Below are 26,244 nucleotides of genomic sequence, written 5' to 3' on the forward strand. Positions count from 1 at the left end.
ATATTCTTTTGATTCAGGCCGACCTGCGCCGGACAACAATTCAGGGAGTGATTTGCAGACTCAGTGCCCCTGGCTATCCAGGCTGCGGTTGACCCAGATGAGCGGCAACAGTCCTACCAGCACGATAACGATGGCCCCCAGGGCGCCGCGTTCCAGCATCTCGTCCGAGACAAATTGATAGACGTGGGTCGCCAGGGTATCGAAATTGAACGGCCGCAGCAGCAGGGCGGCGGGCAGCTCCTTCATGGATTCGATGAATACCAGCATGGCACCGGCAAACAGACCCCGTCGCACCAGCGGCAGATGAACCCGCCGCAGCATACCGCCCGCTCCCTGTCCCAGGGAGCGGGCCGCCATGTCGAGGCTGGGGGAGATCTTGCCCATGCTGCTCTCCACCGAACCGATGGCAATGGCCACGAAGCGCACCAGATAGCCGAATACGATGGCAGTGAGGGTACCGGTCAGCAGCAAGCCAGGCCCCTGCCCCCCAAGCCACTCGGCCAGATCATTGATACCAAAATCGAGGGCTGTCAGCGGCACCAGCACGCCGATGGCAAGCACTGTACCTGGCATGGCGTATCCCATGGCGGCGATGCGCAGGGGCAGCAGGCTCTTGACGCCGCCATCGAGGCGGCGGAAGAAACCGAGCAGCAGGGCGATACCCATGGCCAGCAGGGCGGTCAGCGCCGAGATGAGCAGACTGTTGCCGGCGAAGCGGACAAACTCCGGCGTCCAGGAGAGTTCGAAATAGCGCACGCCGTAATCGAGCAGGATGACAAATGGCAGGCAGAAACCCGCCAGCACCAGTCCCCAGCACCAGAGTCCGGCCAGCCAACGGCTGACTCCCTTGAGTGGATAACGCAGCGGCTGCTCATGACCCATGGATTTCTGAAACACCTGCTGACGCTGGCGGGAGCGGCGCTCCAGCGCGATGAGCAGCACCACGGCCAGCAGCATCATGCAGGAGAGCTTGGCGGCGGTGGCCAGGCTGCCATAGCCGAGCCAAGTATCATAAACCGCCGTGGTCAGGGTGTTGATGGCAAAGAAGTGGACAGTGGCAAAGTCGGCCAGGGTCTCCATCGCTACCAGGGAAACCGCCACCATGATGGCGGGGCGGGCCAGTGGCAAACTGAGGCGGCGAAAGCTCTGCCAGGGGGTGCAGCCGAGCAAGCGGCTGGAGTGAATGAGGCTGACCGACTGCTCCAAGAACGAGGCGCGGGCCAGCAGATAGACGTAGGGAAAGAGCACCAGCGCCAGTACCCAGGCGGCGCCGCCCAGGGATCGAATGGCCGGGAACCAGTAATCCGCCGGTCTGCTCCACTCAAACAGGGTGCGCAGCCCCGCCTGCAGCGGCCCCGAGTAGTCAAGCAGGTCGGTGTAGACGTAGGCAACGATGTAGGAGGGCATGGCCATGGGCAGCATCAGCGCCCACTGCAGGGCTCGGCGCCCCGGTACCTGACACATGGCTACCAGCCAGGCGGTAGGTACGCCGAACAACAGGCTGAGCAGCACCACACCCACAACCAGTCCCAGCGTATTGGCAAGGTAGTCTAACAGCACAGTATCGGCGAGGTGACGAAACAGGTCTCCGTCTGCCGAGAAGGCTGAGAAGATCAGGGCAAGTACCGGCAAACCCAGCAGCAGGGCGGTGGCCCAGCTGCTGACAATCCATCCACAATTTTTCATGAGACCACAGAAGTGGATGGGGCCCTTGGCCCCATCTGATTACAAGTCGAATTTTACTTCATCCAGCAACTGCAAGGCATCCTTGCGGTGCTTGGCGTACTCGCTGACCGGCATGGGGTCAGACTTGAAACTGCCCCAGGACTTGACCATAGCGGAAGGCTCGACCCCGACCTTGACCGGGTACTCGGCATTCACGTCCGCATACATGTGCTGGGCAGTATCACCAGCCAGGAACTCCATCAGCTTCTGGGCGGCTTCCTTGTTCTTGGCATGCTTGGTCATGGCCACGCCGCTCACGTTGACGTGGGCACCACGGTCAGCCTGGTTCGGGAAGTTGATGTAGACAGCATCAGCCCAGGACTTCTGAGCCGGATCTTTCAACATGGCACCCAGGTAGTAGCTGTTGCCGAGGGACAGATCGCAGATGCCATCCTTGATCGCCTTGACCTGATCCCTGTCGTTGCCTTGCGGCTTGCGCGCCAGGTTGGCCTTGACCCCTTCCAGCCAGGTTTTTGCATCCGCCATGCCGTGATGGGCGATCATGGAGGAGACCAGCGCCACATTGTACTCATGCTTGCCGCTACGGGTACAAATTTTCCCTTTGAATTCAGGCTTGACCAGATCTTCGTAGCTGATGGTGTCGAGTTTGCCGAGGCGTTCCTTGCTCGAATAGATGGCTCGCACGCGGGTGGTCAGGGCAAACCAGCGATTCTCCGGGTCACGATAGATGGAAGGGATATTCTCCTGCAGTATCTTGCTGTCCACCGGCTGCACCAGCCCCTTGTCCACCAGATCGGTCAGACGGCTGATGTCCACAGTCAGCATGAGATCGGCCGGAGAGAGCTTGCCTTCCCGCTCCAGACGCTCGTTCAGCCCCTCTTTGGCGAACACCACGTTGACCTTGATACCCGATTCCTTCTCGAACTGTTGGATGATGGGCTTGATCAGTTCATCCTGACGGTTGGAGTAGACATTCACCTCTCCTGCCGCAAACGCACCCTGAGCAGCCAGGGTAGAAAAAGCCAGTGCCAGCATCTTCATTTTCATCATCCATTCCTTGAGTTGCTATATCGAGTGATAACCATTGCTGTTTGTATTTTGCATTGGCCTCGCCAACCGGATCAAGAAAACATCGAGTGCGGGATCACATATTTAAACGCCGTTCAAACAAAAGGGCCGGATAGAATCCTATCCAGCCCCACCATGGAGTCAATCAGCGACTACCTGTCGGCAACCCGCCCGGTCTGGCAATCCGAAACAGGGTTACCCATGCTCAAGCCGCCAGGACACCCGAGCGATCAGAGCGCCTCGTCATCGCTCTCACCGGTACGAATGCGCACCGCCTGCAACAAATCGTAGACAAAAATCTTGCCATCGCCGATCTTGCCGGTGTAGGCCGCCTTGCAGATCGCCTCTATGACCCCTTCGACGTTGTCATCGGCCGTCGCAATTTCCAGCTTCACTTTGGGTAAGAAGTCGACCTGGTACTCGGCTCCCCGGTATAATTCGGTGTGCCCTTTCTGGCGGCCAAACCCCTTGACCTCGGACACTGTCAGTCCTTCGACTCCCAGGCTGGCGACGGCTTCACGCACATCGTCCAACTTGAAGGGTTTGATAATCGCAGTAATCAGCTTCATCTGGTTGCTCCCAATCCATGGTATGTGATGAATTGGGTATCAATTCTTGTGCCAAGTCTTTTTATTGTTTAATTTCAAAAAGATAGCGTTTATGCCCTGGATGAATCCCCCCCGGCATCACCAAGGGAGCACATCTCGCCCCATAATGAGGCACCAAGCTGAACCAGCCTCTCCCTATGCACCAAACAAGAGCACAGCAGTATGCTAGTCATCTCCAACAGCGTCACCCTCCCCTGGCATGAGCTGCAATTTCAGGCCATGCGGGCCCAGGGGGCCGGCGGCCAGCACGTCAACAAGACTGACTCCGCCGTCTGGTTGCGCTTTGATTACCGCAGCTCTCCCAGTCTGCCCCCGCTCTACAAAGAGGGGCTCGACAAGCTGAGCGACAGCCGGGTACACGATGGTTTTATCCAGATCCGGGTCGAGACCCATCGCAGCCAGGACATGAACCGAAAAGAGGCCATGAGCCGCTTGGTGGAGCTGCTCAAGAAAGCCGCCTGGCGCCCCAAGGCCCGTCATGCCACCAAGCCGACCCGCAGCTCCCAGCGCAAGCGGATCGACGCCAAGAAGCGCAAGGGCGACATCAAGTCGGCCCGCGGCAAACCCGTGCTGGAGTGATACTGCCAGCCTTACGACTTGCCCACGCCAAGGATGAGAGAAGATGAGATACAGTTTTTGCGACAGCGCCCACGGCCCCCTGCTCATCGCCATCGATCGGGATGGCCTGCGCCACGTGGAGTTCATGCAGGGCGAGCGCCCCATAATGCCAACACCGCAGTGGCGTCAGGATGATCTGGCTCTGGCCCCTTACGTCGAGCAGTTTGCCGCCTATTTCGCCGGCCGTCTGCAACGCTTCGATCTGCCGCTAGCCGCCAAGGGAACCCCCTTCCAGCAGTCGGTGTGGCGCGCTCTGTGCGACATTCCCTACGGCAAGACCGTCAGCTATCTCGAAATAGCCCAGTCCATCGGCAACCACAAGGCGGTGCGAGCCGTGGGTGCCGCCAATGGCCGCAATCCTCTCAGCATCATAGTGCCCTGTCACAGGGTGATAGGGCGCAGTGGCGAGCTGACCGGTTATGCCGGCGGCATCCCCATCAAACGCTGGTTGCTGGCACTGGAACAACAGAACGCCGGTTCGTTCGAGTTGACTCCTTGATAGTGGCCCCATCCCTGTAAAACACTCACTTCAGCCACTGGAACAACAGAGATCCGGCTTGTTCGAGTGGAGCCGTTTTGCGTTTATAAAAATGAACATAGTATGAAGAATCGCCTCATAAGGGCTTCAGACAGGGTCAGGCATCATGGCTTCACACTTGGATGGCATGGCTCATCCCTCATTCAAGTGGCACCCATGTGACGCTTCCAATCTGTCTTTTTCCCCGCGCCTCCTCTGAGGCGCTTTTTTTGTCTGAAAAACAGCCACAAAAAAGCCCGCCGAAGCGGGCTCTGACCGGAAGGTGCCAGCTTCAAGGTCAATCAGAGGGCGAGGAACAGCCCCGCCAGCGAGGCGCTCATCAGGTTCGCCAGCACACCCGCCAGTATGGCGCGCATGCCGTAACGGGCGATGAAGGATTTGCGCTCCGGCACCATGGCGCCCAGGCCACCGATGAGGATCGCCATGGAGGAGATGTTGGCGAAACCGCACAGAGCGAAGGTGACGATGGCCTTGCTCGATTCATTCAACGTCTGATCCTGCACCAGGGCGATGAAGGCGACAAATTCGTTGATGACTATCTTGGTCCCGATCAGGGCGCCAGCCGCCTGGGCCTGATCCCAGGGCACGCCGATCAGCCAGGAGACGGGGGCGAACAGCCAGCCCAGTATGATCTGGAAGCTCAGCTCCAGTCCCACCAGATCACCGGCCCAGCCTAGCAGGCCGTTGAGCATGGCGATCACCCCGACAAAAGCCAGCAGAGTCGCGCCGACCGCGACCGCTATGTTGAGGCCTGCCATGGCGCCATCGGCCGCCGCTTCGATCACATTGGTCGCACGGGGGATCTCCACGTCCTGACAATGGTCAACGTCTTCAGCCGCAGGCGGCACCAGGATCTTGGCCATGGCCAGACCGGCAGGTGCCGACATGAAGGCAGCCGCTATCAGGTACTTGAGCTCAACCCCGATACTGGCGTAGCCCACCAGGGTGCCGCCAGCCACGGAGGCGAGACCGCAGCTCATCACGGCGAAGAACTGGGAGTCGGACATCTTGGAGAGGTAGGGCTTGACCACCAGCGGCGCTTCCACCATGCCGACGAAGATGTTGGCGGTGGCGGAGAGGCTCTCGGCACGGCCGGTACCCAGCAGCTTCTGCAGACCGCCGCCCAGCAGGGCGATGACCCGCGGCATCAGGCCTATGTGATAGAGGATCGCGATCACCGCAGAGAAGAAGATGATGACCGGCAGCACGTTGAACGCAAAGATGAAGCCCAGCTTGAACTTGGCCAGATCCCCGAACAGGAAGGCGATCCCCTCCTGACCGTAACCGATCACGCTGCTGACGCTCTCGCTGACCCCGTTCAGCACGTGCTGACCGGCAGGCAGCCAGAGCACCAGACCGGCAAAGAGGACTTGCAGGCAGAGGGCGAGACCCACTGTTCGCAAAGGGATACGACGACGATTATCAGAGCAGAGTACGGCCAGGGCCAGGATACTCAGTATGCCGAGCAGGGCAATCATAGGGACTCCATCAGGTGAGGCAAAAGATGGGTGCGGATTCTGCTCCCCCCGCCCCACTACTGCAAGCCCGCCTGGTTACAGCCCTGTTAGCAAAAACGTTTGCACGATATCGGTTGCGCCAACCCGCTGATTTGGTTCAATTTTGGTATCATGCGAAAGCCAGTGTTCTTATATAGAAACGATCATTCCTCTGTGCCGGACAATTTGCCGCCAAGCCAGGGGGCAAGTCGCTGCTCCCAATAGGGATTGGGGCCGAAGCTCTCCTTGAGGAAATCGATGAAGAGACGGATCTTGGGATCCAGATGTTCGCGCCTGGCGTAGACGGCGTGCACCGCCATCTTCTGGTTCGGCCGCCACTGGGGCAGCAGGGGGATCAGCTGACCGGACTGCAACTCCTTGTCCAGCAAGTAGTTGGCGACATAGGCGATGCCGAGCCCGGCCAGGGCGGCATCGCGCACCGCCTCCGCCAGATCCACCCGGTAGTTGCCGGCCACCTGCACCGTCTGGCGCTCCTTGCCCTGGCGAAACGACCACTCGTGGTAGCGCCGCTCCCGGCTCTGGTAGGTGATGCAGTTGTGCTGGGCCAGATCTTTCGGGTGCAAGGGTGTGCCGTGGCTCAGCAGATAGTCAGGCGAGGCCACCAGCACGAAGTGGATATCCGCCAGCCGCTGCCCCACCAGCGCTTCGGGCTTGTCTTCATAGGTGGTGATCCAGAGATCCAGCCCCTCATCCACCAGGTTGGTTCTGTGATCGAACAGGGAGACTTCCAGCTCCAGCTCGGGGTAGCGATCCTGAAACGCCTTGAGACGCGGGATCACGTGCAGCCGGCCAAACGACTGGCCAACCCCAAGATGAAGCACGCCACTCACCTTGCCACGGCGCTCCGCCACCATGGAGTCCGCCTCCAGCGCCACCGCCACTAAAGCGCGGCAGTGACGGGCATACTCCTGACCGAGTTCGGTCAGGGAGAAGCGGCGAGTGGTGCGCTGCACCAACTGGGCACCGAGTTCGGCCTCAAGCTGGGCCAGCTGTTTGCTGATGTGGGATTTGGAGACGCCGAGCCGCCGTGCGGCCGCCGAGATGCCCTGTTCACGGACCAGGGCATCGAAGATCACCATTTGGGGCAGACGTTGCAGCACAGAGTTACCAGACAGAAAAGCGGGCCTCCATTATTCCAGAGCGGCCCGCAGGGGGGTAGACCTAAAGCCCAAGCGCCCGTTTGACCTCTTTTTGCAGAGGATCGTCGGCCGGATTCTGGTTCGCACCATAGCTTGCAATCAGCTTGCCATCGCGCCCTATCAGGTATTTGTGAAAGTTCCAGCCCGGCGCCTCGCCCGCGGCCGCGGCCAACCCCTTGTAGAGCGGGCTCGCATCGTCACCGCGTACCGCCAGCCGGTTGAACATGGGGAAGGTCACCCCGTAGTCACGGCGGCAAACAGCGGCGGTTTTGTCCTCATCCCCCGACTCCTGCCAGAAGTCATTGGACGGAAAACCCAGCACTATCAGCCCCTTGTCCTTGTAGGTCTGATAAAGCGTCTCCAGATCCCTAAACTGGCCGCGATAACCGCAATAAGACGCTGTGTTTACCACCAGCACCACCTTGCCTTCGGTCAACTGGCAGAGGTTGTGGCGCTGGGTGCTGTTGAGCTCCCGTTGCTCCACATTGAAATAATCAGGGCAGGCGGCAGAGGCCATCCCGACACCAAGCAGCAATAACAAAGTGAACCATTTCATCGGGCAACTCCTTTTGAACAGATGAGCGTCATACGCACAGGTGGCGCAGCCGGTTCATCCCCATCATTTAGCGCAAGGGTATGCCGGTCAGCCAGCCATGACCCCAGAAGATCAAGATAGCCGTGACCGCAAGTCCAGCTCCCACGCTGATACCAGTACCAACCCAGTTTGCTGCGGGACGGGGATGACGCTGCCAGTCCCGCACCGAAATCCAGATGATGCTGACCAGGGCCCACAGACCGATACCGCCGAACAACACCAGGGAGCGGGCCTCGCTGTTGACCGCAAGATGGGCGCCAGCCCAGAGCAGGGTACCAAGCAGCTGGGGATGAACCAGCCAGCGCCGGAAGTGGTTGGGCCCCTGGCCCGAGAAGAAAAGAATGAGCGCGACTGGCAGCACGCCCATCACCAGAGCCGGGCCCCAGGCGGGCGGAAAATAGAGTGGCATGGGGCTGGACGAACGCCAGCCAGCCAGAATCAAGCCGAAAGCGACGAACACCAGCAGCGAGAAGAGTCCCTTGTAACGGTTCTCCCCCAACCGGTCGCGCAGGCGGGTTCGATGGGCCGCAGCGAAGCAGGGATAGAGATGGATAAGGGTAAACAGCAGTACCCCCAGGGTCAGCAAGATCATGGGTGGCTCCTTGTACTATGGGGGATCACTATGCCGCAAAGTGGTCAGCCAAAATATAGAAACCGTAGAAAAGCGATGGAGATACAGCAAGATAATGAAAAAAGCCGATCGGGAGATCGGCAAGGTATTGCGGTCAGATCTGCAACAAAGACAGGTCATCACCGCGACACGGGGCAGGGTAAAGCCGGTGCCCGGCACCGGCCAAAAGAGGATCAGCGTCGCAGCATATAGAGCGCGGCCACGTTGCGGGCCGTGAGCTGCAGGTTGGTGGTGGCAGTGGCCAATGCCTCCGGCAGGGACATGGCGCGGTTGACCACGGCGAACACCGCATCCAGCCCGTGCTCATGCACCACACCGTAGTCGTCGGTGAGACACCCTGAAATACCTATCACCGGCTTGCCAAACTGCTTGGCACAGCGTGCGACACCGATTGGCGTTTTGCCGTAAATTGTCTGGCTGTCGATACGCCCCTCCCCCGTGATGACGAGATCCGCATCGGCCACAGCCTCGGCCAGTTTCAACGCCGCTATGACGATCTCGATGCCGGGCTTGAGCTCGGCACCGAGCAGGCCCACCAAGGCCGCCCCCATGCCACCGGCGGCGCCCGCCCCCGGGATTTCTCTCACCTGTTTGCCAAGGGCCTGCTCGATGCAGTCGGCGTAGCGGGAGAGGTTGGCATCCAGCTGGGTCACCATATCGGCGTTGGCCCCTTTTTGCGGGCCAAACACGGCGGAGGCTCCTGTCGGGCCGCACAGCGGATTGTCCACGTCACAGGCCACCTCTATGGTGATCCTGCTCAGACGGGAATCCAGATCGCTCAGATCTATGGTGGCCAGATCCGCCAGTCCGGCGCCGCCCGGCACTATGGGGGTGCCATCGCGTTGGAGCAACTTGCCGCCGAGCGCCTGGATCATGCCGGCACCGCCATCGTTGGTGGCACTGCCGCCTATGCCGAGGATCAGGTGCTTCACCCCCATGTCGAGGGCCGCCAGGATCAGCTCACCGGTACCGAAGCTGGAGGTGTGCAGCGGATTGCGCAGCTCGGGGGGGACAAGGTGCAGGCCGGAGGCTGCCGCCATCTCGATGACGGCGCGCTCGCCATCCCCCAGCAGGCCGACGAAGCCCTGCACCTGGTTGCCGAGCGGCGCTGTCACATAAAACGGCAGTATGCGACCCCCGGTGGCATCCACCAGGGATTGCACTGTGCCCTCGCCGCCATCGGCCATGGGCAGCTTGATGTAGGTGGCCTCTGGCAACACCTGCTTGAAACCCGCCTCGATGGCATCAGCCACCGCCATGGCGCTCAGGCTCTCCTTGAATGAATCCGGTGCGATAACAATTTTCATATCAGTTCCTCAGGCGAGACCAAACACGCCAAACATCAGGGTGGAGACGGCTGCTATGGTCAGACCGACGGCTGTTTCATAAGGGATGAGCTTGAGGCGCTCCCCCACGCCCATGTGGACGCTGCCACCGGTGGCATGGAAGAATGAGCCGTGGGGCATGTGGTCAAACACGGTAGCACCGGCATGGATCATGGCGGCCCCCGCCAGACTGCTGATGCCGAGCTCAATCAGGGTGGAGCTGAACACGTTGGAAGCCACCACTGTCCCGGCGGTGGTCGAGGCAGTCGCCAGCGACATCAAAGCGCCCGAGATGGGGGCCAGCAGGTAGGAGGGCAGACCGGAGGCGGTCAGGCCGCTGATCAGCACATCCTTCAGACCGGAGTTGGCAATGATGCCCGCCAGAGTACCTGTCCCCAGCAGCATGATGGCCACCGGCGCCATACGGGCCAGGCCCGAGACCGCAAACTGGTTCACCTTGCTGAACTTGCCCATCATAAGGGCCCCGACCAGGCCGCCGAGGGGCAGAGCGATGAGCGGATCCACGACGATACCGGCCAGTGGGCGCAGGGCCAGCAGCAGTATGGCAACCAGGGGCGCGCTGATGGCGGCGCCAAATCCCGGCAGCTTGCTGCCACTGAAGCTCACCACCTCGTCGGCGGCGACCTTGCTGCCCTTGTTGTTCAGACGCTTGGCCAGCCAGTAGGCCATCACCAGCCCGAACAGACCCGGTATGATGCCGGCCGCCATGACGGAGGTGAGGGGGAGATGGAAGGCATCGGCCGCGGCGATGGCGTTCGGGTTGGGGGACATGACGTTGCCCGCCTTGCCACCGCCTATCATGGCCAGCAGTATGGCCGCCTTGGATAGGTCGGCACGGCGCGCTATGGCCAGCGCTATGGGGGCGACCGTGATGACGGCCACGTCCACGAAGACGCCGACCGCAGTCAGGATCAGAGTGGCGAGCGCCAGCGCCAGCAGGGCGCGGGTCTCGCCGAGCTTCTTGACTATGGTCTCGGCGATGGTGGTGGCCGCGCCCGATTCGATCAGCACGCCCGCCAGCACACCGGCCGCCAGGATCCGCATCACGGCCGTGGTGATCCCCTGGGCGCCACCTATCATCAGGGCGACGGTCTGGGTCAGATCGGCCCCGCCGATCAGGCCACCAGCCAGGGCGCCGACTATCATGCCGTAGGCGGGCGGCACCTTCTTCAGGATGAGGAAGATGGCGATGGAGAGCGCGGCGAGAGCGCCGAGCGCGGATACAGGGATCATGACGGGCACCTTGAATGGGAGTGAGTGGTGGCCATTATGGTGATCCGGGATCGGAATGCGTTGGCTGAAAAGCCAAATAAAGCCTCTTGAAAGAGAGACTTTTTGTTCATTACAACAAATCAGCTGTCGAGATTGAGTCCGAGGTAGAGCAGGAACTTGTCGTCTAACTTGTTGAAATTCAAACCGGTTATCTGCTCGATCCGGGTCAGCCGATAGCGCAGTGTATTGGGGTGGATGAAGAGCGCCTCGGCACAGGGATGCAGATCACAATCCTGCAAGAAATATTGGCGCAGCGTCTTTTGCAGCGTTCCCTTTGTATCCTCCTGCGCCAGCCTGAGCAGGGGCGCCCGCAACTGATCCGCCTGCCAGGAGTCCGCCAGACTGCCAAGCAGTACCGGCAACCGGTAATCCTCGAAGAAGTAGACCTGCTTGCGCGGAGCCTGCCGCATGCCCCGGCGCAGAGTATCCCGCGCCGTCTGGTAGGAGCGCGCCAGACCATCTATGCCGCCGAAGTAATCACCCACCCCGATCCGTACCTTGAAGTGGGGAATGCGGGCCAGCAACTGCTTGATGCGGCTGCGCTCCTGCTCAGATTGCCAGACGCCGTCGCTCAGCTGGGCCGGTTTGAGCACCACTATTTCGTCGAGGCCGTTGATGGCCACCAGATTGTCCCGCTCCGGATTTTCCAGCAGATGCACCAGCTCCCGCAGGCGGGCGGGATCCGCCTCCTCCAGCGCCAGTACCGCCACCACCCGAGGCTGGGCCAGATCCAGCTCGAGGAAACGGGCCGCCTGTTGCAGTTGATCGACCCGCCCCTCACCGCGGATGAGCTGCAGTACCAGCTCCTCCTTGTGGCGCTTGTCCCACTGCAACTGCTCGGTGAGCGCCGCCTGCTCCAGAATGAGCTCGGCCGTCATGCGCACCAGCTCGGCGTAAGCACGCACTATGTCCGGATCGCCCGAGATGCCGATGACCCCGAGCAATTCCCCCTGATAGGCAATGGGCAAATTGATGCCAGGGCGCACCCCCTTGAGCTGCTGGGCGGTCGCCTCGCTTATCTCCACCACCCGGTTCTCGGTCAGCGCCAGCACGGCACCCTCGTGGCGCTGATGGAGGCGCTCGGGATTGCCGGAGGCAATGATCAAACCGTGTTCATCCATCACGTTGACCGAGAACGACAGTATCTTCATCGCCCTGCTCACTATCTGACGGGCCAGGGTATCGTTTAGCTGCATAACATCTCCGGACAACAAGCTGGCATGACGCCTGGTGGCTCACAATCACACGGGCCGACGTGCAAAGATCCCACATCATCAAGACAAGCGCGGGAGGGATCGCTAGAATAGGCCACTTTACGCTATGTGTGACCCACCATGGATCATGGATCTGACGCTATGCCAGTCCGCTTTGTGGTGGCCTCATCCTTCCGATATGGACTCCGCTATGGACTATGAATTTCGCCGCGACCCGTTCGGTGGCTATCGCGCCCGGTTCTCCATGGGTCATGAGGCCATCGGTCAGTGGTTGATCGATGAAGTTGGCAAGGATGAGGAGAAGCTCGATGAGCTCTTCTCCATCATCGACCAGCTGTCCAATCGCACCCGCACAGAGTACCAGCTGCACGGCGGTGACTATTCACTGCTGCTCACCCATGAGGAAGCCGAGGTGAAAGCCAACGTCCTCAATATCGAACAGGATGAGGATCTCGACGATCTCGCCTACTACGATGATGAGCAGCTGGCCATGTGCGGGCTGGAAGACTTTGCCCAGGTGCTAGGCTCCTGGCGCGCCTTTATCCGCAATGAGGATATGGGCTGAATACCCACATTTAGGGCGAGCATGCCCCTTGCAACCCAACAGGATTGACTATGTCTATTTACGATTTTGACGGCGAACAACCAGAACAGCCGGAAGACGAGCAGGACCAGACCAAACAAGCCGTGCCTGCCAAGAAGAAAGGCAAGCAGGTGATGAACACTCAGGTCAACCTGAGCCCGCGCGATGCCAGCCGACTGAACGGTCTGCACGTCGAAGCCATCACCACCCTGGACGATGTCAGCCTGCCGAAGAACGTCATCTTCAAGGCCGGCCTCATCGCCCTGGGCGAGCTGGAAGCCACCAAGCGCGCCGACATCATAGCCCGCGTCATCGCAGAGTCTGGTCGCTAAAAGGCACCGGTACTGGCAACACAGTCTCAGAAAAGCCGGAGCCTCAGCTCCGGCTTTTTCATGGCTGCGCCCCGCAGCGGACTCGCCCTTGCAGGGATCCGACCAGCCTATTAAGGCTTGTGTCATGATGTGACGACTTGTTAAGGTGCGGGACTTTTATCAGCCTTGGAGACTCAATGTTACCTCTACCTGATTCGCTCATCTGGGGAGCACTGGCGCTGGCCGTCTTGCTCTGTCTGGTCCGTCAACGCCTGCCCGGTCTGATCCTGTTGGGGGTCGCCCTGCTGGCCGCCCTCTACCTAGACCACCTCAGCCCTTCCGCCCTGCTGATCACGCTGGCGGGCCTGCTGCTGGCCTGGCGCACCCCCAGCCTGCCCCAGCCCTGGCGTGGCGCCGCCCTGACGCTGGTGCTGCTGTGGGCCATAGCGCTGATGCTGCACCTCATCCCCGGCTTCAACAATCTGAAGGTGCTGGACCAGGTACAGGCAGGCCCCGCCAGCGTGCCCTTCAACATGTACCTCAATCTGGACAAGCCGCTGGTCTTCTTCGGCCTGCTGCTGGCCTGGCCCGCCTTGCTCGGCCAGGGCGGTGCGATCCACTGGCGAGCGCTGGCCCTCTTGCTGTTGCCGCTGGCGGCCCTGCTGATCACCGCCTGGCAGCTGGGGGCGCTCAAGCCCGAAGCGGGTCTGCCCCACTGGTGGTGGCTGTTTGCCCTCAACAATCTGCTGTTCACCTGCGTGGCGGAAGAGGCACTGTTCCGCGGCTTCATCCAGCAAGGGGTGGCCGCCCGCAGCCGGCTCTGGCTCGGCATCCTGGTAGCAAGCCTGCTGTTCGGCACCGCTCACCTGGCCGGTGGCCCGCTGCTGATGCTGTTTGCCGCACTGGCGGGGGCCTGCTACGGCCTGGCGTTCCACGTCAGCGGTCGTCTGAGCGTCGCCATCGTCATCCACTTCCTGTTCAACTTCGCCCACCTGGCCCTTTTTACCTACCCATTGGCCAGTCGCTGATCCCTGGCGCCCCGGTCGGGCGCCCTTGTTATTCCTGCGTGCTGTCACTGCGACAACACTCACCCCCATTCTCTCTCTTGCTGATTCCTCCCTCTCCCCATATGGGGCCTTTCATTTATTTGTAACAAAAATGTAAATGAAATGACCTCTATGCCCGCCATAACAGTCACTTTCCATCGTGCCTCAACCAAAAGGACTTAATGATGCACAAGCCCCTCAGTTATGCCGCCCTGCTGCTGGTCAGCCAGTTTCCATTGCAGGCGCTGGCCGATACCGATGTCTACCTCACCAACAACGGCCCGGAACCCTTGCAGCTGGCAATCAGCCAGAGCGGCAGCGGCCAGCTGCAAGCGGGCAACCAATGGATCCAGCACAGGACGGAGCTGGGCCCCTGGGAGAGCGCCATGGTGCTCAGCTTCAATCGCTACGAGGGGGTGAAGGCGGGCAAAAGCTATCTGTTCGAAACCCGTGTCACCACGGCCAGCGGCGACACCTATCGCCTCAACCAGTTGATGGAGGGCACCTGGTGGAACACCACATTGCAGCACGGTGGCGACACCCCGACCGTCAGCTCGGGGTGGAAGAGCGACCGCGCCCTGCATCGTACCCAGGGGCCGCAGGAGCTGGCCTTTGCCGCCAAATTCACCGGCCGTTACGACGATCTGCACTACATGCTGACCCCGCCACAACCACGGGAACAACCGGAGCCTTCACAGAGCAAGCTCAAGGTGGCCAGCTACAACGTCTGGGCCCTGCCGGTAATCGCCTCCAGCATTGGCGAACGGTTAACCTTGCTGCCCGATTACCTCAAGGGCTATGACGCCCTGCTGCTGCAAGAGGTGTTCGACGGCCGCCGCGAGGGCTTCCTGCAGGAGCTGGCCAAAGAGTACCCCTATCAGACCAAGGTGCTCGACAAGCCGGGGGTCAACATCCACGACGGCGGCGTGGTGATCGTCAGCCGCTACCCAATCGTGCGGGAGGCCCAGCTGGTCTATCCCCAGTGCACCGGCACCGACTGTTTCGCCGACAAGGGGGTCATGTATGCCGAGGTGATCAAGGGGGGCAAAGCCTGGCATCTGTTCGCCACCCACACCGCCAGCTTCGACACCGACGAGGCGAGACGGCTGCGCCAGATCCAGTTCGGCCAAATTCGTACCCTGGCCGCCAGCCTCAAGATCCCGGCCAGCGACACCGTCATCTATGGCGGCGACTTCAACGTCAACAAGCGCAAGTTTGCCGATGACTACGCCAGCATGCTGGCCAACCTTGACGCCTATGAACCCGGCTATGGCGGCTATACCGAAGCCACCTTCGATCCCAGGATCAACCCCTATGCAGGCGGCCCCCTCTCCGGAGGTGCCAACGTCGAGTATCTGGACTATCTGGTGGTGAGCCGGGAGTACGGCGCAGCCAGTCATAACCTCAACAGCGTCTGGATCCCGCGCAGCAGCGATGGCAGCCTCTGGCCCGCCAGCAACCTCTCCGATCACTTCCCGGTCAAGGGCGAGATCAGCCGATGAAGCGCCGCTACGGGATCCTGGCCCTGGCAGTCCTCTCGCTCTTGCTGCTCAACCTCGGCTGGCAGAATGAGCCAGGGTCTGCCCCGGCAAACGTCGAGGTTAATCAGCATGGGGGAAGTCAGCCGCAGCAGACGCCAGCCGCGCCGATGACAACCCTCATGCCCCGGCTCACCCCGGCGGTCAGCGGGGGCCAGTCCACCCAACAGCCCCCCAGCTGGCGAGAGATGCCACAGGAGCTGAGCCAGCGGCTCGCCAGCGAGGTAAGCGACACCGACCAGCCGCTGAGCGAGCGGCTGGTCAATCTGATCGCGCTGGAATCCCAGTGGATGAGTGAGGGGGAGAGCCTGACCCGGTTGCAGGGGCGCTACGCCCAGGCCCTGGATCAGTTGGCCGCCGACAGCGAACAGCTGGCGCTGGCCGAACGGCTGGCCGCCCTGACCCGGCTGCAGGATGAGTGGGCAGCGGATCACCCGGATCTGGCGGCGGATCTGTTCAACCCGGATGCCCGCCTCTTGCAGGCGCGCCAGTTGTGGGGGGATGAGGAGCTGGAGACATTGGCCCGCCACTTCCTGCCTGCCGACCGGGCCGAGGCCAGCGTGGCGTTTGCCGGTGCGCGCCAGCAGCAGCTGGATCAGCGCGGCCGCTACCAGCAGCAGCTGGCCGAGCTGGAGCAGCAACTGGCGGCCAGTCAGGGGAGCATGGATCCCGAGCGCTGGCAGCAACACAGAGAGGAAGTATTAAGCCAGTTTCGGCGCGACTTCTTCGCCCAGGAACAAGGCAAACCTTGAGATCAGACCTTGCCCTTGAACTGCTTGACGCTGCGCTTGTTGGCGGTGCGACGGTTAGCCTGCTTGTCGCGAGGTGGGCGCTTGCCCTCCCCGCTGGCGGGCAGGTCGGTCACCGGGAAACCTGCGAGTTCCCCCAGCGGCAGCTCACGGCCGGTCAGGGTGCGGATCGCCGCCAAGATATCGCTCTCGCCGTGACACACCAGCGAGATGGCCAGCCCCTCGCACCCGGCGCGAGCGGTACGGCCGATACGGTGAACATAAACGGGGGCGCTGGCGGGCAAGTCCAGGTTGATGACCACAGGCAATGCCTCCACATGTATGCCCCGCGCCATCAGGTCGGTGGCCACCAGCACCCGCACCTTGCCAGCCTTGAAATCGTCGAGTGCCAGCTCTCTAACCGCCTGTTCCTTCTCCCCATGCAGGGCGGCAACCGGGATCCCCGCCCTGGCCAGCTTCCTGGCCACGCCGTCGGCATCGTCCCGCGCACTGATGAACACCAGCACCTGCGGCCAGGCCTGCTCCTTGAGCAAGCTGAGCAGCGCAGGCACCTTGCTGCTCTTGTTGACCAGATAGAGCCGCTCCTCGATCTCGTTGACCAGGCTGTTGAGGGGATTGGCCTCGATGCGAGTCGGCGCTGTCAGCAGGCCATTGGCAAGGTCATCCAGCTCGGCAGGCAGGGTGGCGGAGAAGAGCAGGGTCTGGCGCTCGGCGGGCATCTCATTCATCAGCCACTGGATATCGGGCCAGAAACCCATCTCCAGCAGGCGATCCGCCTCATCCAGCACCAGCTGTTGCAGGCCATCCAGCCCCAGCACTTGCTGAGTGAGCAGATCCCGCAGTCGTCCCGGCGTCGCCACCAGCAGTTGCGGCCCCAGCGCCAGCTCGACCTGTTGCCGCTCCTGTGCCACACCACCGCAAAGGGTGAGGATCCGCAATCCCAGAGCGTCAGCCATCCCTTGCAGCGCAGCGCTCACCTGCATCGCCAGCTCGCGGGTCGGCACTACTACCAGTCCCTGCACCAGGCTGGAGGCGGGATCCAGCCGTTGCAGCAACGGCAACCCGAACGCCAGTGTCTTGCCGCTGCCGGTCTGGGCCAGCGCCAGCAGATCCTGCCCCGCCAATACCAGGGGTATTGCAAGCTGCTGGATGCGAGTCGGCGTGTGCAGGGTGGCAGGCAGGGCAGCCAGCAAGGCGGGATGGAGGTCGAGTTCGCTAAAGGTCATGGGGGTACGCGGATAAAGAAGTGGGAGGCGAAGTCTAGTTAGCGGGGCATAAGAAGTAAAACCCTATCCGCAAGCGGCAAGAGGAAGAGCACTGTACCCGGGTCATGGCTGTCTACAATGGTATTATTCACCTTGAAGGCAGACAGACCATGCTCAGACATATCCCCATGCTACTGCTCGGCCTGCTCGGTATCGCGACCATAGGTCTCTCCCAGACCTCGTCGACCACCTCCAGCCCCCCTGCCCAGCCGGTCCGCGTCATCAAGGCCCACCTTGGTGAATTGCCAGGCCTTATCAACGCCGACAAGACAGGCCCCTTCGTCGATCTGGTCCATGGGATTGATGCGCTCTACCCCGATATGACTATCGAGATCACCATCTACCCCATTGCGCGCGCCATGGCGGGCGTGATCAATGGCAAGGCCGATTTCAGCCTGCCCGCCATTCGCAATCTGCACGATGCAGACATGCTGCCCTATCGCTTCAGCACCCGCAGCTTTGGCAAGGTAGCCCATGTCATCTACAGCAACACTGCTAATCCTGTCACCACCGACATGGCCTATGGCATCGAAGCGACGCAACGGGATTTGTTAATCGAGGCCGTACCCGGTGAGCTCCCCTTTCAAGTACAACGTTCCATGAGTATCGAGCAATCCCTTCGCAAGCTCTCCCGTGGCCGTATCGATGCCTTTATCTGGGCACAGGAGGAAGCGGACCTGATGCTGCGCCAGCTGGGGCTGACCAATATCCAGCGAGAATTTTTTGGCGACTTTGAAGATGTGTTTATTATTCAAAAGGGCGCAGCCGGCAATGAGATGGATGCGTTTTTGGCACAGGCCATAGAAAGGTTGGCGGCATCAGGCAAGCTGGAGGAGATATACAGCAAGATCCACAGACCCTACGAACACTGGCAGCCACACCCTGAGCCATTACCCGCCACCCAGCCTGTAAAGACCCCCTGATAACCGGGTTCCATCCATAAAAAAATCCCGCCACGGGCATGCCGTGGCGGGATTTTTGCGCTCAGAAGCTTACAGGGCAGCCAGGGCGGCCGCGTAGTTCGGCTCATCGGCTACTTCGGCGACCATCTCGCTGTGCAGCACCTTGTCATCTGCATCCAGCACCACGATGGCGCGGGCAGTCAGGCCCACCAGCGGACCGGAGGAGAAGGCCACACCGTAATCCTGCATGAAGGCAGCACCACGCAGGGTGGAGAGGGTCACCACCTTGTCCAGACCTTCGGCGCCGCAGAAGCGGGACTGGGCGAACGGCAGATCGGCGGAGATGCAGAGCACGACTGTGTTCTCCAGCGCGCTGGCCTGTTCGTTGAATTTGCGCACCGAGGTGGCGCAAGTCGGGGTATCGACGCTCGGGAATATGTTCAGGATCTTGCGCTGACCGGCGAAGCTCGCCAGGGTCACGTCAGACAGATCCTTGGCAACCAGGGAGAAAGGCTTGGCCTGCTCACCGGCAACGGGGAAGTGACCGGCTACGGAAACGGGGTTGCCTTGCAGGGTAACGGAATTGCTCATGTTATGTCCTTGATTATCGAGGGAGGATAGGGCCACCCAGTATAGGCGCGCCGGGCGAGGACAAACACCCGTCAATCACAAGGATATAGCGGCACTTGCTCCTGGACCGAACTGGCAGCCCCTCTCAAACGAGAGAGGGAGATAAAGAGGCTTGACCTTGGACTTAACACCAAGGTTTACACTCGGCTCAGTTATCCAAGGTTCCGCACCGGCGGGACCCATCCAAGAGGGACTCATCATGAGCAAATCCTGCTGCAGCCATCAACACACAGCGGCCACCGGCAAGGCCGTCACCAGCCAAGTCGAACATCAACACGACAGCCACTGCTGTGACAATGTCGAACAGGTCAGTTGCTGCGCCAGCAAGGCACCCCATGATCATCAGGATCAGGGGGTGAGTGAATCACCGGGGGATGAAGAGCCCCCCAGAGGAAGTTGTCAAAGCCAGGGCTGCTGCAGCCCGCAGCCGCCTCATGACCATGACCATCATGAGCATGATCACCATGAGCACACCACCGACACCGCCGAGCCGTTAGTCGCGCCGGAGCAGGACAGCCGCCGCCACAGCTGGCAGGTGCTGGGGATGGATTGCCCCAGCTGCGCCCGCAAGATAGAGACCGCCGTCAGCCGGGTGGCGGGCGTGCAGCAGGCCCGCGTGCTGTTTGCCACCGAGAAGCTGGTGGTGGATCTCGCCCCCGGCCTCTCCCCCGACCCCGTCACCGCCGCCGTGCTGGCCGCGGGCTTCCGGCTCAAAGGCGCAACTCAGCCCGGGGACGACAACGCCAGGCGCCGCAGCCCGCAGATGGCCCTGCTCGCTAAATATTGGCAGCCCCTGTCGCTGGCCGGCCTGATGCTGGTGGCGGCCCTGCTGCCGAAAGAGTTCGGCCAGCCGCTGTTTACCCTGGCCACCCTCTGGGGCCTGTGGCCCATCTCCCGCAAAGCCTGGGCCCTGACCAAGAGTGGCTCCCCCTTCGCCATCGAGACCCTGATGACGGTGGCGGCGCTGGGCGCCCTCTTCCTCGGTGAAACCGCCGAGGCGGCCATGGTGCTGCTGCTGTTCATGCTGGGGGAGCATCTGGAGGCCTATGCCGCCGGCCGTGCCCGCGCCGGCGTCACCGCCCTGATGGCGCTGGTGCCCGACAAGGCGCTGCGTATCCGCACCAGGGCTGACGGTGACATACGGGAAGAGGTGGCGGCCGACCAGCTGCGTCCCGGCGACATCATAGAGATAGCCCCGGGCGCCCGCCTGCCGGCGGATGCCCGTTTGCTCGACGCCCTTGGGGCGTTTGACGAGAGCGCCCTGACCGGTGAATCCATTCCGGTGGAGCGTCGCCAGGGTGACAAGGTGCCCGCCGGCAGTCTGGCGGCGGATCGGGTGTTGCGCCTCGAGGTGGTGTCCGAACCTGGCAACAACGCCATCGACCGCATACTGCACCTGATCGAGGAAGCCGAGACCCAGCGCGCCCCCATAGAGCGCTTCATCGACCGCTTCAGCCGCTGGTATACCCCTGCCATGATGCTGGTTGCCCTGCTGGTGGTGATAGTGCCACCGCTGGCCTTTGGCCAGAGCTGGGACGAGTGGGTCTATCGCGGACTGGCGCTGCTGCTCATCGGCTGCCCCTGCGCCCTGGTGATCTCCACCCCGGCGGCAGTGACCTCCGCCCTGGCGGCGGCAACCCGCCAGGGGGCACTGATCAAGGGCGGTGCCGCGCTGGAGCGACTGGCCCATATAGACACAGTCGCCTTTGACAAGACAGGCACCCTGACCCTGGGCAAACCGCAACTGACCGAACTGGTCAGCCTCAATGACCAACCGGAGGACGAACTGCTGGCACTGGCCGCCGCCATAGAGCAAGGCTCCCACCACCCGCTGGCCCGTGCCGTGGTGGCCGCCGCCCGTGAGCAGGGGCTGACCCTGGCCGCAGCCCGGGATCTGCGCGCCCTGCCAGGCATGGGGGTGGAGGGACACATCGACGGCACCCTCTGGCAACTGCTGGCACCGAGCCGGATTGACTCGCTGAGCAATGCCCTCAACGCACAGATAGCCACCCTGGAGCAGCAGGGCAAGACGGTGGTCGTGCTCGGCCAACCGGGCGCAGCGCCGGCGGCCCTGTTGGCCCTGCGGGACCAGATCCGGCCCGAAGCGGCAGCGGCCCTGGCGGAGCTCAAGGGGCTGGGACTGCGCAGCATTATGCTGACTGGCGACAACCCCCGCGCAGCCGAGGCGATTGCCAACGAGCTCGGCATGGGCTGGCGCGCCAGCCTGCTGCCGGAAGACAAGGTGGAAGAGATCGCCAAGCTGGCCGCAAGCCAGAAGGTCGCCATGATAGGGGATGGCATCAACGACGCCCCCGCCATGAAGCGGGCCAACATTGGCATCGCCATGGGTGGCGGCACAGACGTGGCACTGGAGACGGCCGATGCCGCCCTGACCCACAACCAGCTCGGTGGCATCGCCGCCATGATCCGCCTGTCGCGGGCAGCACTGGCCAACATCCACCAGAACATAGCGCTGGCGCTGGGACTCAAGGCCATCTTCCTGGTCACCAGTCTGCTCGGCATCACGGGCCTGTGGATTGCCGTGCTGGCGGATACCGGGGCCACCGCCCTGGTGACGGCCAACGCCCTGCGTCTGCTGCGCAAGCGCTGATCCAGCCAGCAAGCGAGACCTCCATATGCAAAGCCGTCCCCCGACAGGGACGGCTTTTCTCTTTCCCCCCACCTCACACCTGCAAAGAAAAAGCGCGGCTGCCGGTTGGCAGTCGCGCTTTGTTTACTCTCTCGGAGTTATCCCACCCTTGGCAAGGTGGAATTCAACCCGGGGCTGCCGAGCCAGCCCCGGACTCTATGGGTGTGCTTACTTGGCACTGCACTCCTGAATGACGGCGGTACCGGCCTTGGTACCAGCCGGGTCAACCTTCACCAGCACGCTCCACAATCCTTGCGGCAATGTGATGCTGTTGTTGGCACTGCCAGCCTGGGAGAAGCCGAGAGAGTAGCCCGTCTCGGCAGTGACAGCGCCACCGCCGTTGAGCAGGTACTCCTTGCTCCAGTCTTCATTGGCGACCTTGAACTCGCTGGTGCCCATGTAGTTGAACGCGGCCTGATAGATGGCGAGGTCGCCGTCCATCCCCTTGTAGCTCAGCTGATACTGGGGCTGGGCAGCCCAACCGGACAGCTCACCCTTGACGAACAGGTTGTAGCCGAGCGGGTTGCCCGCCACCGTATCCAGCACCTTGCAGCTCTGCACCGGCTCGGTGAAGCTGACGCTCAGGGTCGGTTTGTCCTTGTTCATTGCCGTGAACACAAACTTGTAGCTGCCCGCCTTGTCAGCATTGAACGGCAGATCCCCGCCATTGGCGCAGAGCACGCTGACCTGGCCAGTCGCCAGCTGGTCGGTGTCACTGCACTTGCCGTAGTTGATCGGGCCGTCCCACTCACTACCGGCAATCTTCACCTGGGTGGTGCCAAGCTGATCCGTCGTCACTTCGGTGGTGAACTCGTAGGTAAAGTTGCCACCAAAGATCATTTTGTTGACCGGATCCCACTCGTTCAGGAAACCACGCACGAAGACATCTGTGTCACCAAAGGGCGGAACCGTGCTCAGGTCTATCTTCTTGCTCACCGGCAGACCCGCCCCCTGGGCTCCGGCCTGCGGTTTGACGAACACGGCGGCAGACCAGGCTCCCAGGGTCAGCTGACCACCACTGGCAACGGCGCCATCGGCGATGCTGCTACCGGCATGGTGGGCCGGGCTCAGCTGCAGTGTGCTCAGATCGATGGGCTGATCCTTGCCATCACGGAAGTCGCTGATGCTCTGGGGCTGGTTGGTGGCGTTGATCATCACCACCAGGCCCTCGATGGCGGGATCCAGATCCGCACCGGCATTGACGCCATCATCCACCGTCATGACGATAAGCCCCGGCACCTGGTCAGGCCCGGTATTGCGGAAATCAACCCGCTTGATCACCTCGGCGCCGCTGCCAAGGCGCAGCAGACGGGAGGATTGACGCAGCTCGGCCAGCTCCTGATAGAAGCCCACCATGGTCGCCATGTCGGCCCCGCTCGGCTTGACGTGCTTGCCAAGTACCTGCTCGATCAACGGGTAGTTGTCCCCATCCTTGTCCTTGCGCGGCAACCCCTTGTCGAAGTTGTTGTCGGCAAGGGTGTAGTCGACCCTGTTGTACCAGTCACCCGAGTCGTAGCTGTCCCGCTCCATGGACTTGGAACGCAGCAGCTCGACACCTGCGTGGGTAAAGGGAATGCCCTGCCCCAGCATGGCGGTGGCCAGCGATACCCCCTGCATCCGCACCAGATCGGCTCCTTCCGGCGCCTTGTAGATCAGGTTGTCGAACAGGGTCTGGTTGTCGTGCTTGTCGACATAGTTCTGGATCTCGGTCGGATCTTGGGCATAACCCGCAGGTTGACCGTTGTAGTCGATGTCGGAGCCCTTCTTCGGCATGCCGTCCTTGTCGGTCAGCACGAACTCCTTGAGGTTGCCGGCCATGCCGAGGCGAACCAGGTCGGATTGGTGCAGCGCGGTAGCCAGCTCGACGCCGTCCATCTCGTTGGCATCCACCAGGGCGCCGTTGCCAAAGCCCTGGGTCTTGCGAATGGTATCGCCGCCGTCAAACGGGCTGCCACCGCGCACCGCATCACGCAAGCGGTCTGAGAAAGAGCCGATGCCGGTGCCGGCCAGGTGCTTCTGGGTCGCCTGCACGAAGCGCTTGTCATCCTGCACCTCGCCAAAGTTCCAGCCCTCGCCGTAGAAGTACATCTCGGGGTTGACCTGCTTCACGGCGGCCAGCGCCTGCACCATCTGATCTTTCGGGTGGTGACCCATCAGGTCGAAGCGGAAGGCGTCGATCTTGTAGTCGCGTGCCCAGGTCACCAGAGAGTCATCCATCAGCTTGGCGAACATGGCGTGTTCCGGCGCCGTGTTGGAGCAGCAGGTGGAGTTCTCGACCGAGCCGGTCTCCGGATTGAGGCGCTGGTAGTACCAGGGCACTATCTTGTCGAGCACCGACTTGGGGCCGAGGCCGGCTTCGTTGGTGTGGTTGTAGACCACATCCATCACCACGTTCATGCCGATGTTCTGCTTGATGGCCTTGACCATCTCGCGAAACTCCAGGATCCGTTGGCTACCTTCAGCATCGGTGGCATAGGAGCCTTCCGGCGCCGTGTAGTGATAAGGGTCATAACCCCAGTTGAAGGAGTCAACGCCACGCAGATAGCCGGAGAGCTCCTGCACCAGGGGGTTCTCCTTGCTATCGGCCCCTTGCAGATCGGCCAGCACGGCTTCTATGGTCTGGCCACCGCCGCAGTAACCACCAAACTTGGAATCCTTCACCTCGGCATTGACCTGACACAGCTTGCTGAAGTCATCCTGGAGGTTGGCGACCTTGGCCGGATCCTCGTTGACGGTGGCGATGTCGAACACAGGCAACAGGTGCAGATGGCTGACGCCGCTTTGGGCAAGGGATTGCAGATGCTTGACCGGTACGCTGTCGCTGTCGGTCAGGCCGAGGAACTTGCCTCTGTGTTCCGGCTTGGTGGACTCATCGTTGCCGGTCAGATCCCGGACATGGGCCTCATAGATGGTGATGTCGGCAGGGTTCTGCTGGCTGTGGGGCGCCTTCAGGCTGTCCCACCCTTCCGGCTTGAGGGCCGGATCATCGAGATCCACCACCTGGCTGAACTCGGAGTTCATCGCCAGGCTCACGGAGTAGGGGTCTGTTACCTGATAGGATTCAAGCTTGCGACTGAGCGGGTGATAGACCTGGATATCATAGCGGTAGAATTTTCCGACCAGCTCCTGACCCCCTTGCACGCCCCAGCTGCCGCTGGCGTCGTCTTGTGTCATGGTGCGCTCGCCGAGGGCCTTGTGCTGCTCGTCGAACAACGCCAGCTTGACCGACTTGGCGGTTGGCGCCCACAGCCGGAAGGTGACATTGCCCCCCTCAACGATGGCGCCATAGGCCAGCTTGGTGGCTTCCTCTGCGTAGAGGGCATCGAGGGCGCCGGCGCTCTGCACCAGGGTCGCCCCCTGCAAAATGCCGTCGGCATCCGTGCCAATGGCCACCAGCTCGCCCTTGAGCAGGGGCTTGAGATCTTTGCCGGATGGCAGGGCGAAGGCCGCTGCATCCTTGAGGTGCGGGTACTTGGCCTGCTGCTCGGCGGTCAGGCTGGTCGCGGTCAGGCTGAGATAGGGGAAGTCGAACACACCCTCGGCATTGGCCTTGATGGTGCCCGACTCCGTGTAATAGAGGCGCACATGGGGCTTGTCCTTGCCCCCTTGCCAGATCAGGGTGTTGCCGTCAATCAGATGGGCGCTGGCCCCGGCCACGCCAAAGGCGGCGGTAAAGGCATCGGCACGACTGTCGAAGACTTCACTCTTGCCCGCGACTATGGCCACAGTGCGATCAGGGTGATCGCTGAAGACCACCTTCATGTCGGCGCCGGTCAGGTTGGCGAGATCGCCGTTGCGGGCAATAAAGTTGATACAGCCTTCCAGCTTGGCCAGGGGAACCACCCAGCTGGGGCCAAAACTGTCGACCGCCGTCGGGGTATTGGCCTTGTCATCCCAGCCCGCATTCAGACCGCTCTCGGCGGTAGCGTTACAGGCGTCGTTGTTCCACAGGTGCAGGCTGTGATTGGCAAAAGGCCCTTCTATCCCGCGCGCCGCGCTGGTCTGGGTATCCACCAGGGCGATCACCGCCTGATCGGGACCGGCAACCAGTTGCTCGGCAGGGGGTTGCACATCGGGCAGACGGGCGACAGGCCCATCCGTGGGTTCAGGGGTGGAGGGTGAAGAGCTGTTGTCATTGCAGCCGGACAAAAGCGCGAGCAGTGAGGCTGTTACCAGCGCCACTTTGGTCTTTTTCATATCCATTTTTTTATAATTCCCGCTGTAGTTAGTCTCGATATCCGAGTACCCGGTCATTGCCGAGCGATGCCATATTAATCAGCGGCAATCGTTTCAAATGTGAGCAGCAGGGCAAAAAAACCAACCCTTTTCAACAAGATA

22 protein-coding genes are annotated in these 26,244 nt (G+C 61.6%); 9 read left to right on the top strand and 13 right to left on the bottom strand.

The annotated features are described in order from the left end of the window. Positions 1–60 precede the first annotated feature (60 nt). The 3 genes from AACX78_RS04180 to glnK all read right to left on the bottom strand — a co-directional run bounded on the left by AACX78_RS04180 (position 61) and on the right by glnK (position 3,323). Positions 61–1,686 (bottom strand): ABC transporter permease, encoded by a 1,626-nt coding sequence (locus tag AACX78_RS04180; RefSeq protein WP_159165464.1) that lies wholly within the window; start codon positions 1,684–1,686, stop codon positions 61–63. Between the two features lie 39 nt (positions 1,687–1,725). Continuing rightward, positions 1,726–2,733 carry a Fe(3+) ABC transporter substrate-binding protein gene (locus AACX78_RS04185; protein ID WP_021138827.1) on the bottom strand — a complete coding sequence of 336 codons (1,008 nt, stop codon included), beginning with the start codon at positions 2,731–2,733 and terminating at the stop codon, positions 1,726–1,728. A gap of 251 nt (positions 2,734–2,984) precedes the next feature. Then, positions 2,985–3,323, bottom strand: a complete 339-nt coding sequence (gene glnK / locus AACX78_RS04190) for a P-II family nitrogen regulator (protein ID WP_005313561.1) — start codon at positions 3,321–3,323, stop codon at positions 2,985–2,987. A gap of 201 nt (positions 3,324–3,524) precedes the next feature. Here glnK and arfB point away from each other — a divergent pair, with 201 nt between their 5' ends. Together arfB and AACX78_RS04200 are read left to right on the top strand one after the other, a co-directional pair. Beyond that, positions 3,525–3,941 carry an alternative ribosome rescue aminoacyl-tRNA hydrolase ArfB gene (gene arfB / locus AACX78_RS04195; RefSeq protein ID WP_005313563.1) on the top strand — a complete coding sequence of 139 codons (417 nt, stop codon included), beginning with the start codon at positions 3,525–3,527 and terminating at the stop codon, positions 3,939–3,941. Between the two features lie 43 nt (positions 3,942–3,984). Continuing rightward, positions 3,985–4,479, top strand: coding sequence for a methylated-DNA--[protein]-cysteine S-methyltransferase (locus AACX78_RS04200; RefSeq protein WP_159165465.1), 495 nt, complete (start codon positions 3,985–3,987; stop codon positions 4,477–4,479). A 320-nt stretch (positions 4,480–4,799) separates the two neighbouring features. Here AACX78_RS04200 and AACX78_RS04205 read toward each other — a convergent pair whose 3' ends face one another. The 7 genes from AACX78_RS04205 to AACX78_RS04235 all read right to left on the bottom strand — a co-directional run bounded on the left by AACX78_RS04205 (position 4,800) and on the right by AACX78_RS04235 (position 12,214). After that, the gene (locus AACX78_RS04205) at positions 4,800–5,996 is read right to left on the bottom strand and encodes a NupC/NupG family nucleoside CNT transporter (protein WP_059111745.1); all 1,197 of its coding nucleotides are present in this window, start codon (positions 5,994–5,996) and stop codon (positions 4,800–4,802) included. A 182-nt stretch (positions 5,997–6,178) separates the two neighbouring features. Further along, positions 6,179–7,114: a LysR family transcriptional regulator gene (locus AACX78_RS04210; RefSeq protein ID WP_059111818.1), complete on the bottom strand. Its 936-nt coding sequence runs from the start codon at positions 7,112–7,114 to the stop codon at positions 6,179–6,181. Positions 7,115–7,196: 82 nt separating this feature from the next. Further along, positions 7,197–7,730: a glutathione peroxidase gene (locus AACX78_RS04215; RefSeq protein WP_159165466.1), complete on the bottom strand. Its 534-nt coding sequence runs from the start codon at positions 7,728–7,730 to the stop codon at positions 7,197–7,199. 67 nt (positions 7,731–7,797) lie between these two features. Further along, positions 7,798–8,361, bottom strand: coding sequence for an NnrU family protein (locus AACX78_RS04220; RefSeq protein ID WP_159165467.1), 564 nt, complete (start codon positions 8,359–8,361; stop codon positions 7,798–7,800). Positions 8,362–8,573: 212 nt separating this feature from the next. Next, positions 8,574–9,707 (bottom strand): glycerate kinase, encoded by a 1,134-nt coding sequence (locus AACX78_RS04225; protein WP_159165468.1) that lies wholly within the window; start codon positions 9,705–9,707, stop codon positions 8,574–8,576. Between the two features lie 9 nt (positions 9,708–9,716). Beyond that, the gene (locus AACX78_RS04230; RefSeq protein WP_159165469.1) at positions 9,717–10,979 is read right to left on the bottom strand and encodes a GntP family permease; all 1,263 of its coding nucleotides are present in this window, start codon (positions 10,977–10,979) and stop codon (positions 9,717–9,719) included. A gap of 119 nt (positions 10,980–11,098) precedes the next feature. Then, positions 11,099–12,214 carry a sugar diacid recognition domain-containing protein gene (locus AACX78_RS04235; RefSeq protein WP_087756516.1) on the bottom strand — a complete coding sequence of 372 codons (1,116 nt, stop codon included), beginning with the start codon at positions 12,212–12,214 and terminating at the stop codon, positions 11,099–11,101. A 208-nt stretch (positions 12,215–12,422) separates the two neighbouring features. Here AACX78_RS04235 and AACX78_RS04240 point away from each other — a divergent pair, with 208 nt between their 5' ends. From AACX78_RS04240 to AACX78_RS04260, 5 genes are all read left to right on the top strand, one after another. Continuing rightward, positions 12,423–12,797: a YacL family protein gene (locus tag AACX78_RS04240; protein WP_005313595.1), complete on the top strand. Its 375-nt coding sequence runs from the start codon at positions 12,423–12,425 to the stop codon at positions 12,795–12,797. 50 nt (positions 12,798–12,847) lie between these two features. Then, positions 12,848–13,147 carry a hypothetical protein gene (locus AACX78_RS04245; RefSeq protein WP_005313598.1) on the top strand — a complete coding sequence of 100 codons (300 nt, stop codon included), beginning with the start codon at positions 12,848–12,850 and terminating at the stop codon, positions 13,145–13,147. A 176-nt stretch (positions 13,148–13,323) separates the two neighbouring features. Continuing rightward, positions 13,324–14,154, top strand: coding sequence for a CPBP family intramembrane glutamic endopeptidase (locus tag AACX78_RS04250; protein ID WP_159165470.1), 831 nt, complete (start codon positions 13,324–13,326; stop codon positions 14,152–14,154). A gap of 203 nt (positions 14,155–14,357) precedes the next feature. Next, a complete protein-coding gene (locus AACX78_RS04255) occupies positions 14,358–15,674 on the top strand; it encodes a sphingomyelin phosphodiesterase (RefSeq protein ID WP_159165471.1) in 1,317 nt (438 codons plus the stop codon). Next, a complete protein-coding gene (locus AACX78_RS04260; RefSeq protein WP_159165472.1) occupies positions 15,671–16,462 on the top strand; it encodes a hypothetical protein in 792 nt (263 codons plus the stop codon). The genes AACX78_RS04255 and AACX78_RS04260 overlap by 4 nt, the downstream gene beginning before the upstream one ends. Before the next feature lie 2 nt (positions 16,463–16,464). Here AACX78_RS04260 and AACX78_RS04265 read toward each other — a convergent pair whose 3' ends face one another. Continuing rightward, positions 16,465–17,685, bottom strand: a complete 1,221-nt coding sequence (locus AACX78_RS04265) for a DEAD/DEAH box helicase (RefSeq protein ID WP_159165473.1) — start codon at positions 17,683–17,685, stop codon at positions 16,465–16,467. Between the two features lie 149 nt (positions 17,686–17,834). Here AACX78_RS04265 and AACX78_RS04270 point away from each other — a divergent pair, with 149 nt between their 5' ends. Further along, positions 17,835–18,647 (top strand): transporter substrate-binding domain-containing protein, encoded by an 813-nt coding sequence (locus AACX78_RS04270; RefSeq protein WP_159165474.1) that lies wholly within the window; start codon positions 17,835–17,837, stop codon positions 18,645–18,647. Between the two features lie 69 nt (positions 18,648–18,716). Here AACX78_RS04270 and tpx read toward each other — a convergent pair whose 3' ends face one another. Continuing rightward, on the bottom strand, positions 18,717–19,217 hold the full coding sequence (gene tpx / locus AACX78_RS04275; RefSeq protein WP_131731649.1) for a thiol peroxidase: 501 nt from the start codon (positions 19,215–19,217) through the stop codon (positions 18,717–18,719). Between the two features lie 238 nt (positions 19,218–19,455). Between tpx and AACX78_RS04280 the strand changes: the two genes are divergently transcribed. Then, on the top strand, positions 19,456–21,867 hold the full coding sequence (locus AACX78_RS04280) for a zinc/cadmium/mercury/lead-transporting ATPase (RefSeq protein ID WP_201302777.1): 2,412 nt from the start codon (positions 19,456–19,458) through the stop codon (positions 21,865–21,867). Positions 21,868–22,074: 207 nt separating this feature from the next. On the opposite strand, the gene pulA is transcribed toward AACX78_RS04280, so the two are convergent. Further along, positions 22,075–26,109, bottom strand: coding sequence for a pullulanase-type alpha-1,6-glucosidase (gene pulA, locus AACX78_RS04285; RefSeq protein WP_159165476.1), 4,035 nt, complete (start codon positions 26,107–26,109; stop codon positions 22,075–22,077). Positions 26,110–26,244: the final 135 nt, after the last annotated feature.

The sequence above is a fragment of the Aeromonas sp. 9A genome, from assembly GCF_963900955.1.
Lineage (GTDB): Bacteria > Pseudomonadota > Gammaproteobacteria > Enterobacterales > Aeromonadaceae > Aeromonas > Aeromonas salmonicida.

Excerpts from the sequence above, each read along its gene's own strand:
- AACX78_RS04180 (WP_159165464.1), bottom strand. The coding sequence starts at position 1,686 with ATGAAAAATTGTGGATGGATTGTCAGCAGCTGGGCCACCGCCCTGCTG.
- AACX78_RS04185 (WP_021138827.1), bottom strand. The coding sequence starts at position 2,733 with ATGAAAATGAAGATGCTGGCACTGGCTTTTTCTACCCTGGCTGCTCAG.
- glnK (WP_005313561.1), bottom strand. The coding sequence starts at position 3,323 with ATGAAGCTGATTACTGCGATTATCAAACCCTTCAAGTTGGACGATGTG.
- arfB (WP_005313563.1), top strand. The coding sequence starts at position 3,525 with ATGCTAGTCATCTCCAACAGCGTCACCCTCCCCTGGCATGAGCTGCAA.
- AACX78_RS04200 (WP_159165465.1), top strand. The coding sequence starts at position 3,985 with ATGAGATACAGTTTTTGCGACAGCGCCCACGGCCCCCTGCTCATCGCC.
- AACX78_RS04205 (WP_059111745.1), bottom strand. The coding sequence starts at position 5,996 with ATGATTGCCCTGCTCGGCATACTGAGTATCCTGGCCCTGGCCGTACTC.
- AACX78_RS04210 (WP_059111818.1), bottom strand. The coding sequence starts at position 7,114 with ATGGTGATCTTCGATGCCCTGGTCCGTGAACAGGGCATCTCGGCGGCC.
- AACX78_RS04215 (WP_159165466.1), bottom strand. The coding sequence starts at position 7,730 with ATGAAATGGTTCACTTTGTTATTGCTGCTTGGTGTCGGGATGGCCTCT.
- AACX78_RS04220 (WP_159165467.1), bottom strand. The coding sequence starts at position 8,361 with ATGATCTTGCTGACCCTGGGGGTACTGCTGTTTACCCTTATCCATCTC.
- AACX78_RS04225 (WP_159165468.1), bottom strand. The coding sequence starts at position 9,707 with ATGAAAATTGTTATCGCACCGGATTCATTCAAGGAGAGCCTGAGCGCC.
- AACX78_RS04230 (WP_159165469.1), bottom strand. The coding sequence starts at position 10,979 with ATGATCCCTGTATCCGCGCTCGGCGCTCTCGCCGCGCTCTCCATCGCC.
- AACX78_RS04235 (WP_087756516.1), bottom strand. The coding sequence starts at position 12,214 with ATGCAGCTAAACGATACCCTGGCCCGTCAGATAGTGAGCAGGGCGATG.
- AACX78_RS04240 (WP_005313595.1), top strand. The coding sequence starts at position 12,423 with ATGGACTATGAATTTCGCCGCGACCCGTTCGGTGGCTATCGCGCCCGG.
- AACX78_RS04245 (WP_005313598.1), top strand. The coding sequence starts at position 12,848 with ATGTCTATTTACGATTTTGACGGCGAACAACCAGAACAGCCGGAAGAC.
- AACX78_RS04250 (WP_159165470.1), top strand. The coding sequence starts at position 13,324 with ATGTTACCTCTACCTGATTCGCTCATCTGGGGAGCACTGGCGCTGGCC.
- AACX78_RS04255 (WP_159165471.1), top strand. The coding sequence starts at position 14,358 with ATGCACAAGCCCCTCAGTTATGCCGCCCTGCTGCTGGTCAGCCAGTTT.
- AACX78_RS04260 (WP_159165472.1), top strand. The coding sequence starts at position 15,671 with ATGAAGCGCCGCTACGGGATCCTGGCCCTGGCAGTCCTCTCGCTCTTG.
- AACX78_RS04265 (WP_159165473.1), bottom strand. The coding sequence starts at position 17,685 with ATGACCTTTAGCGAACTCGACCTCCATCCCGCCTTGCTGGCTGCCCTG.
- AACX78_RS04270 (WP_159165474.1), top strand. The coding sequence starts at position 17,835 with ATGCTCAGACATATCCCCATGCTACTGCTCGGCCTGCTCGGTATCGCG.
- tpx (WP_131731649.1), bottom strand. The coding sequence starts at position 19,217 with ATGAGCAATTCCGTTACCCTGCAAGGCAACCCCGTTTCCGTAGCCGGT.
- AACX78_RS04280 (WP_201302777.1), top strand. The coding sequence starts at position 19,456 with ATGAGCAAATCCTGCTGCAGCCATCAACACACAGCGGCCACCGGCAAG.
- pulA (WP_159165476.1), bottom strand. The coding sequence starts at position 26,109 with ATGGATATGAAAAAGACCAAAGTGGCGCTGGTAACAGCCTCACTGCTC.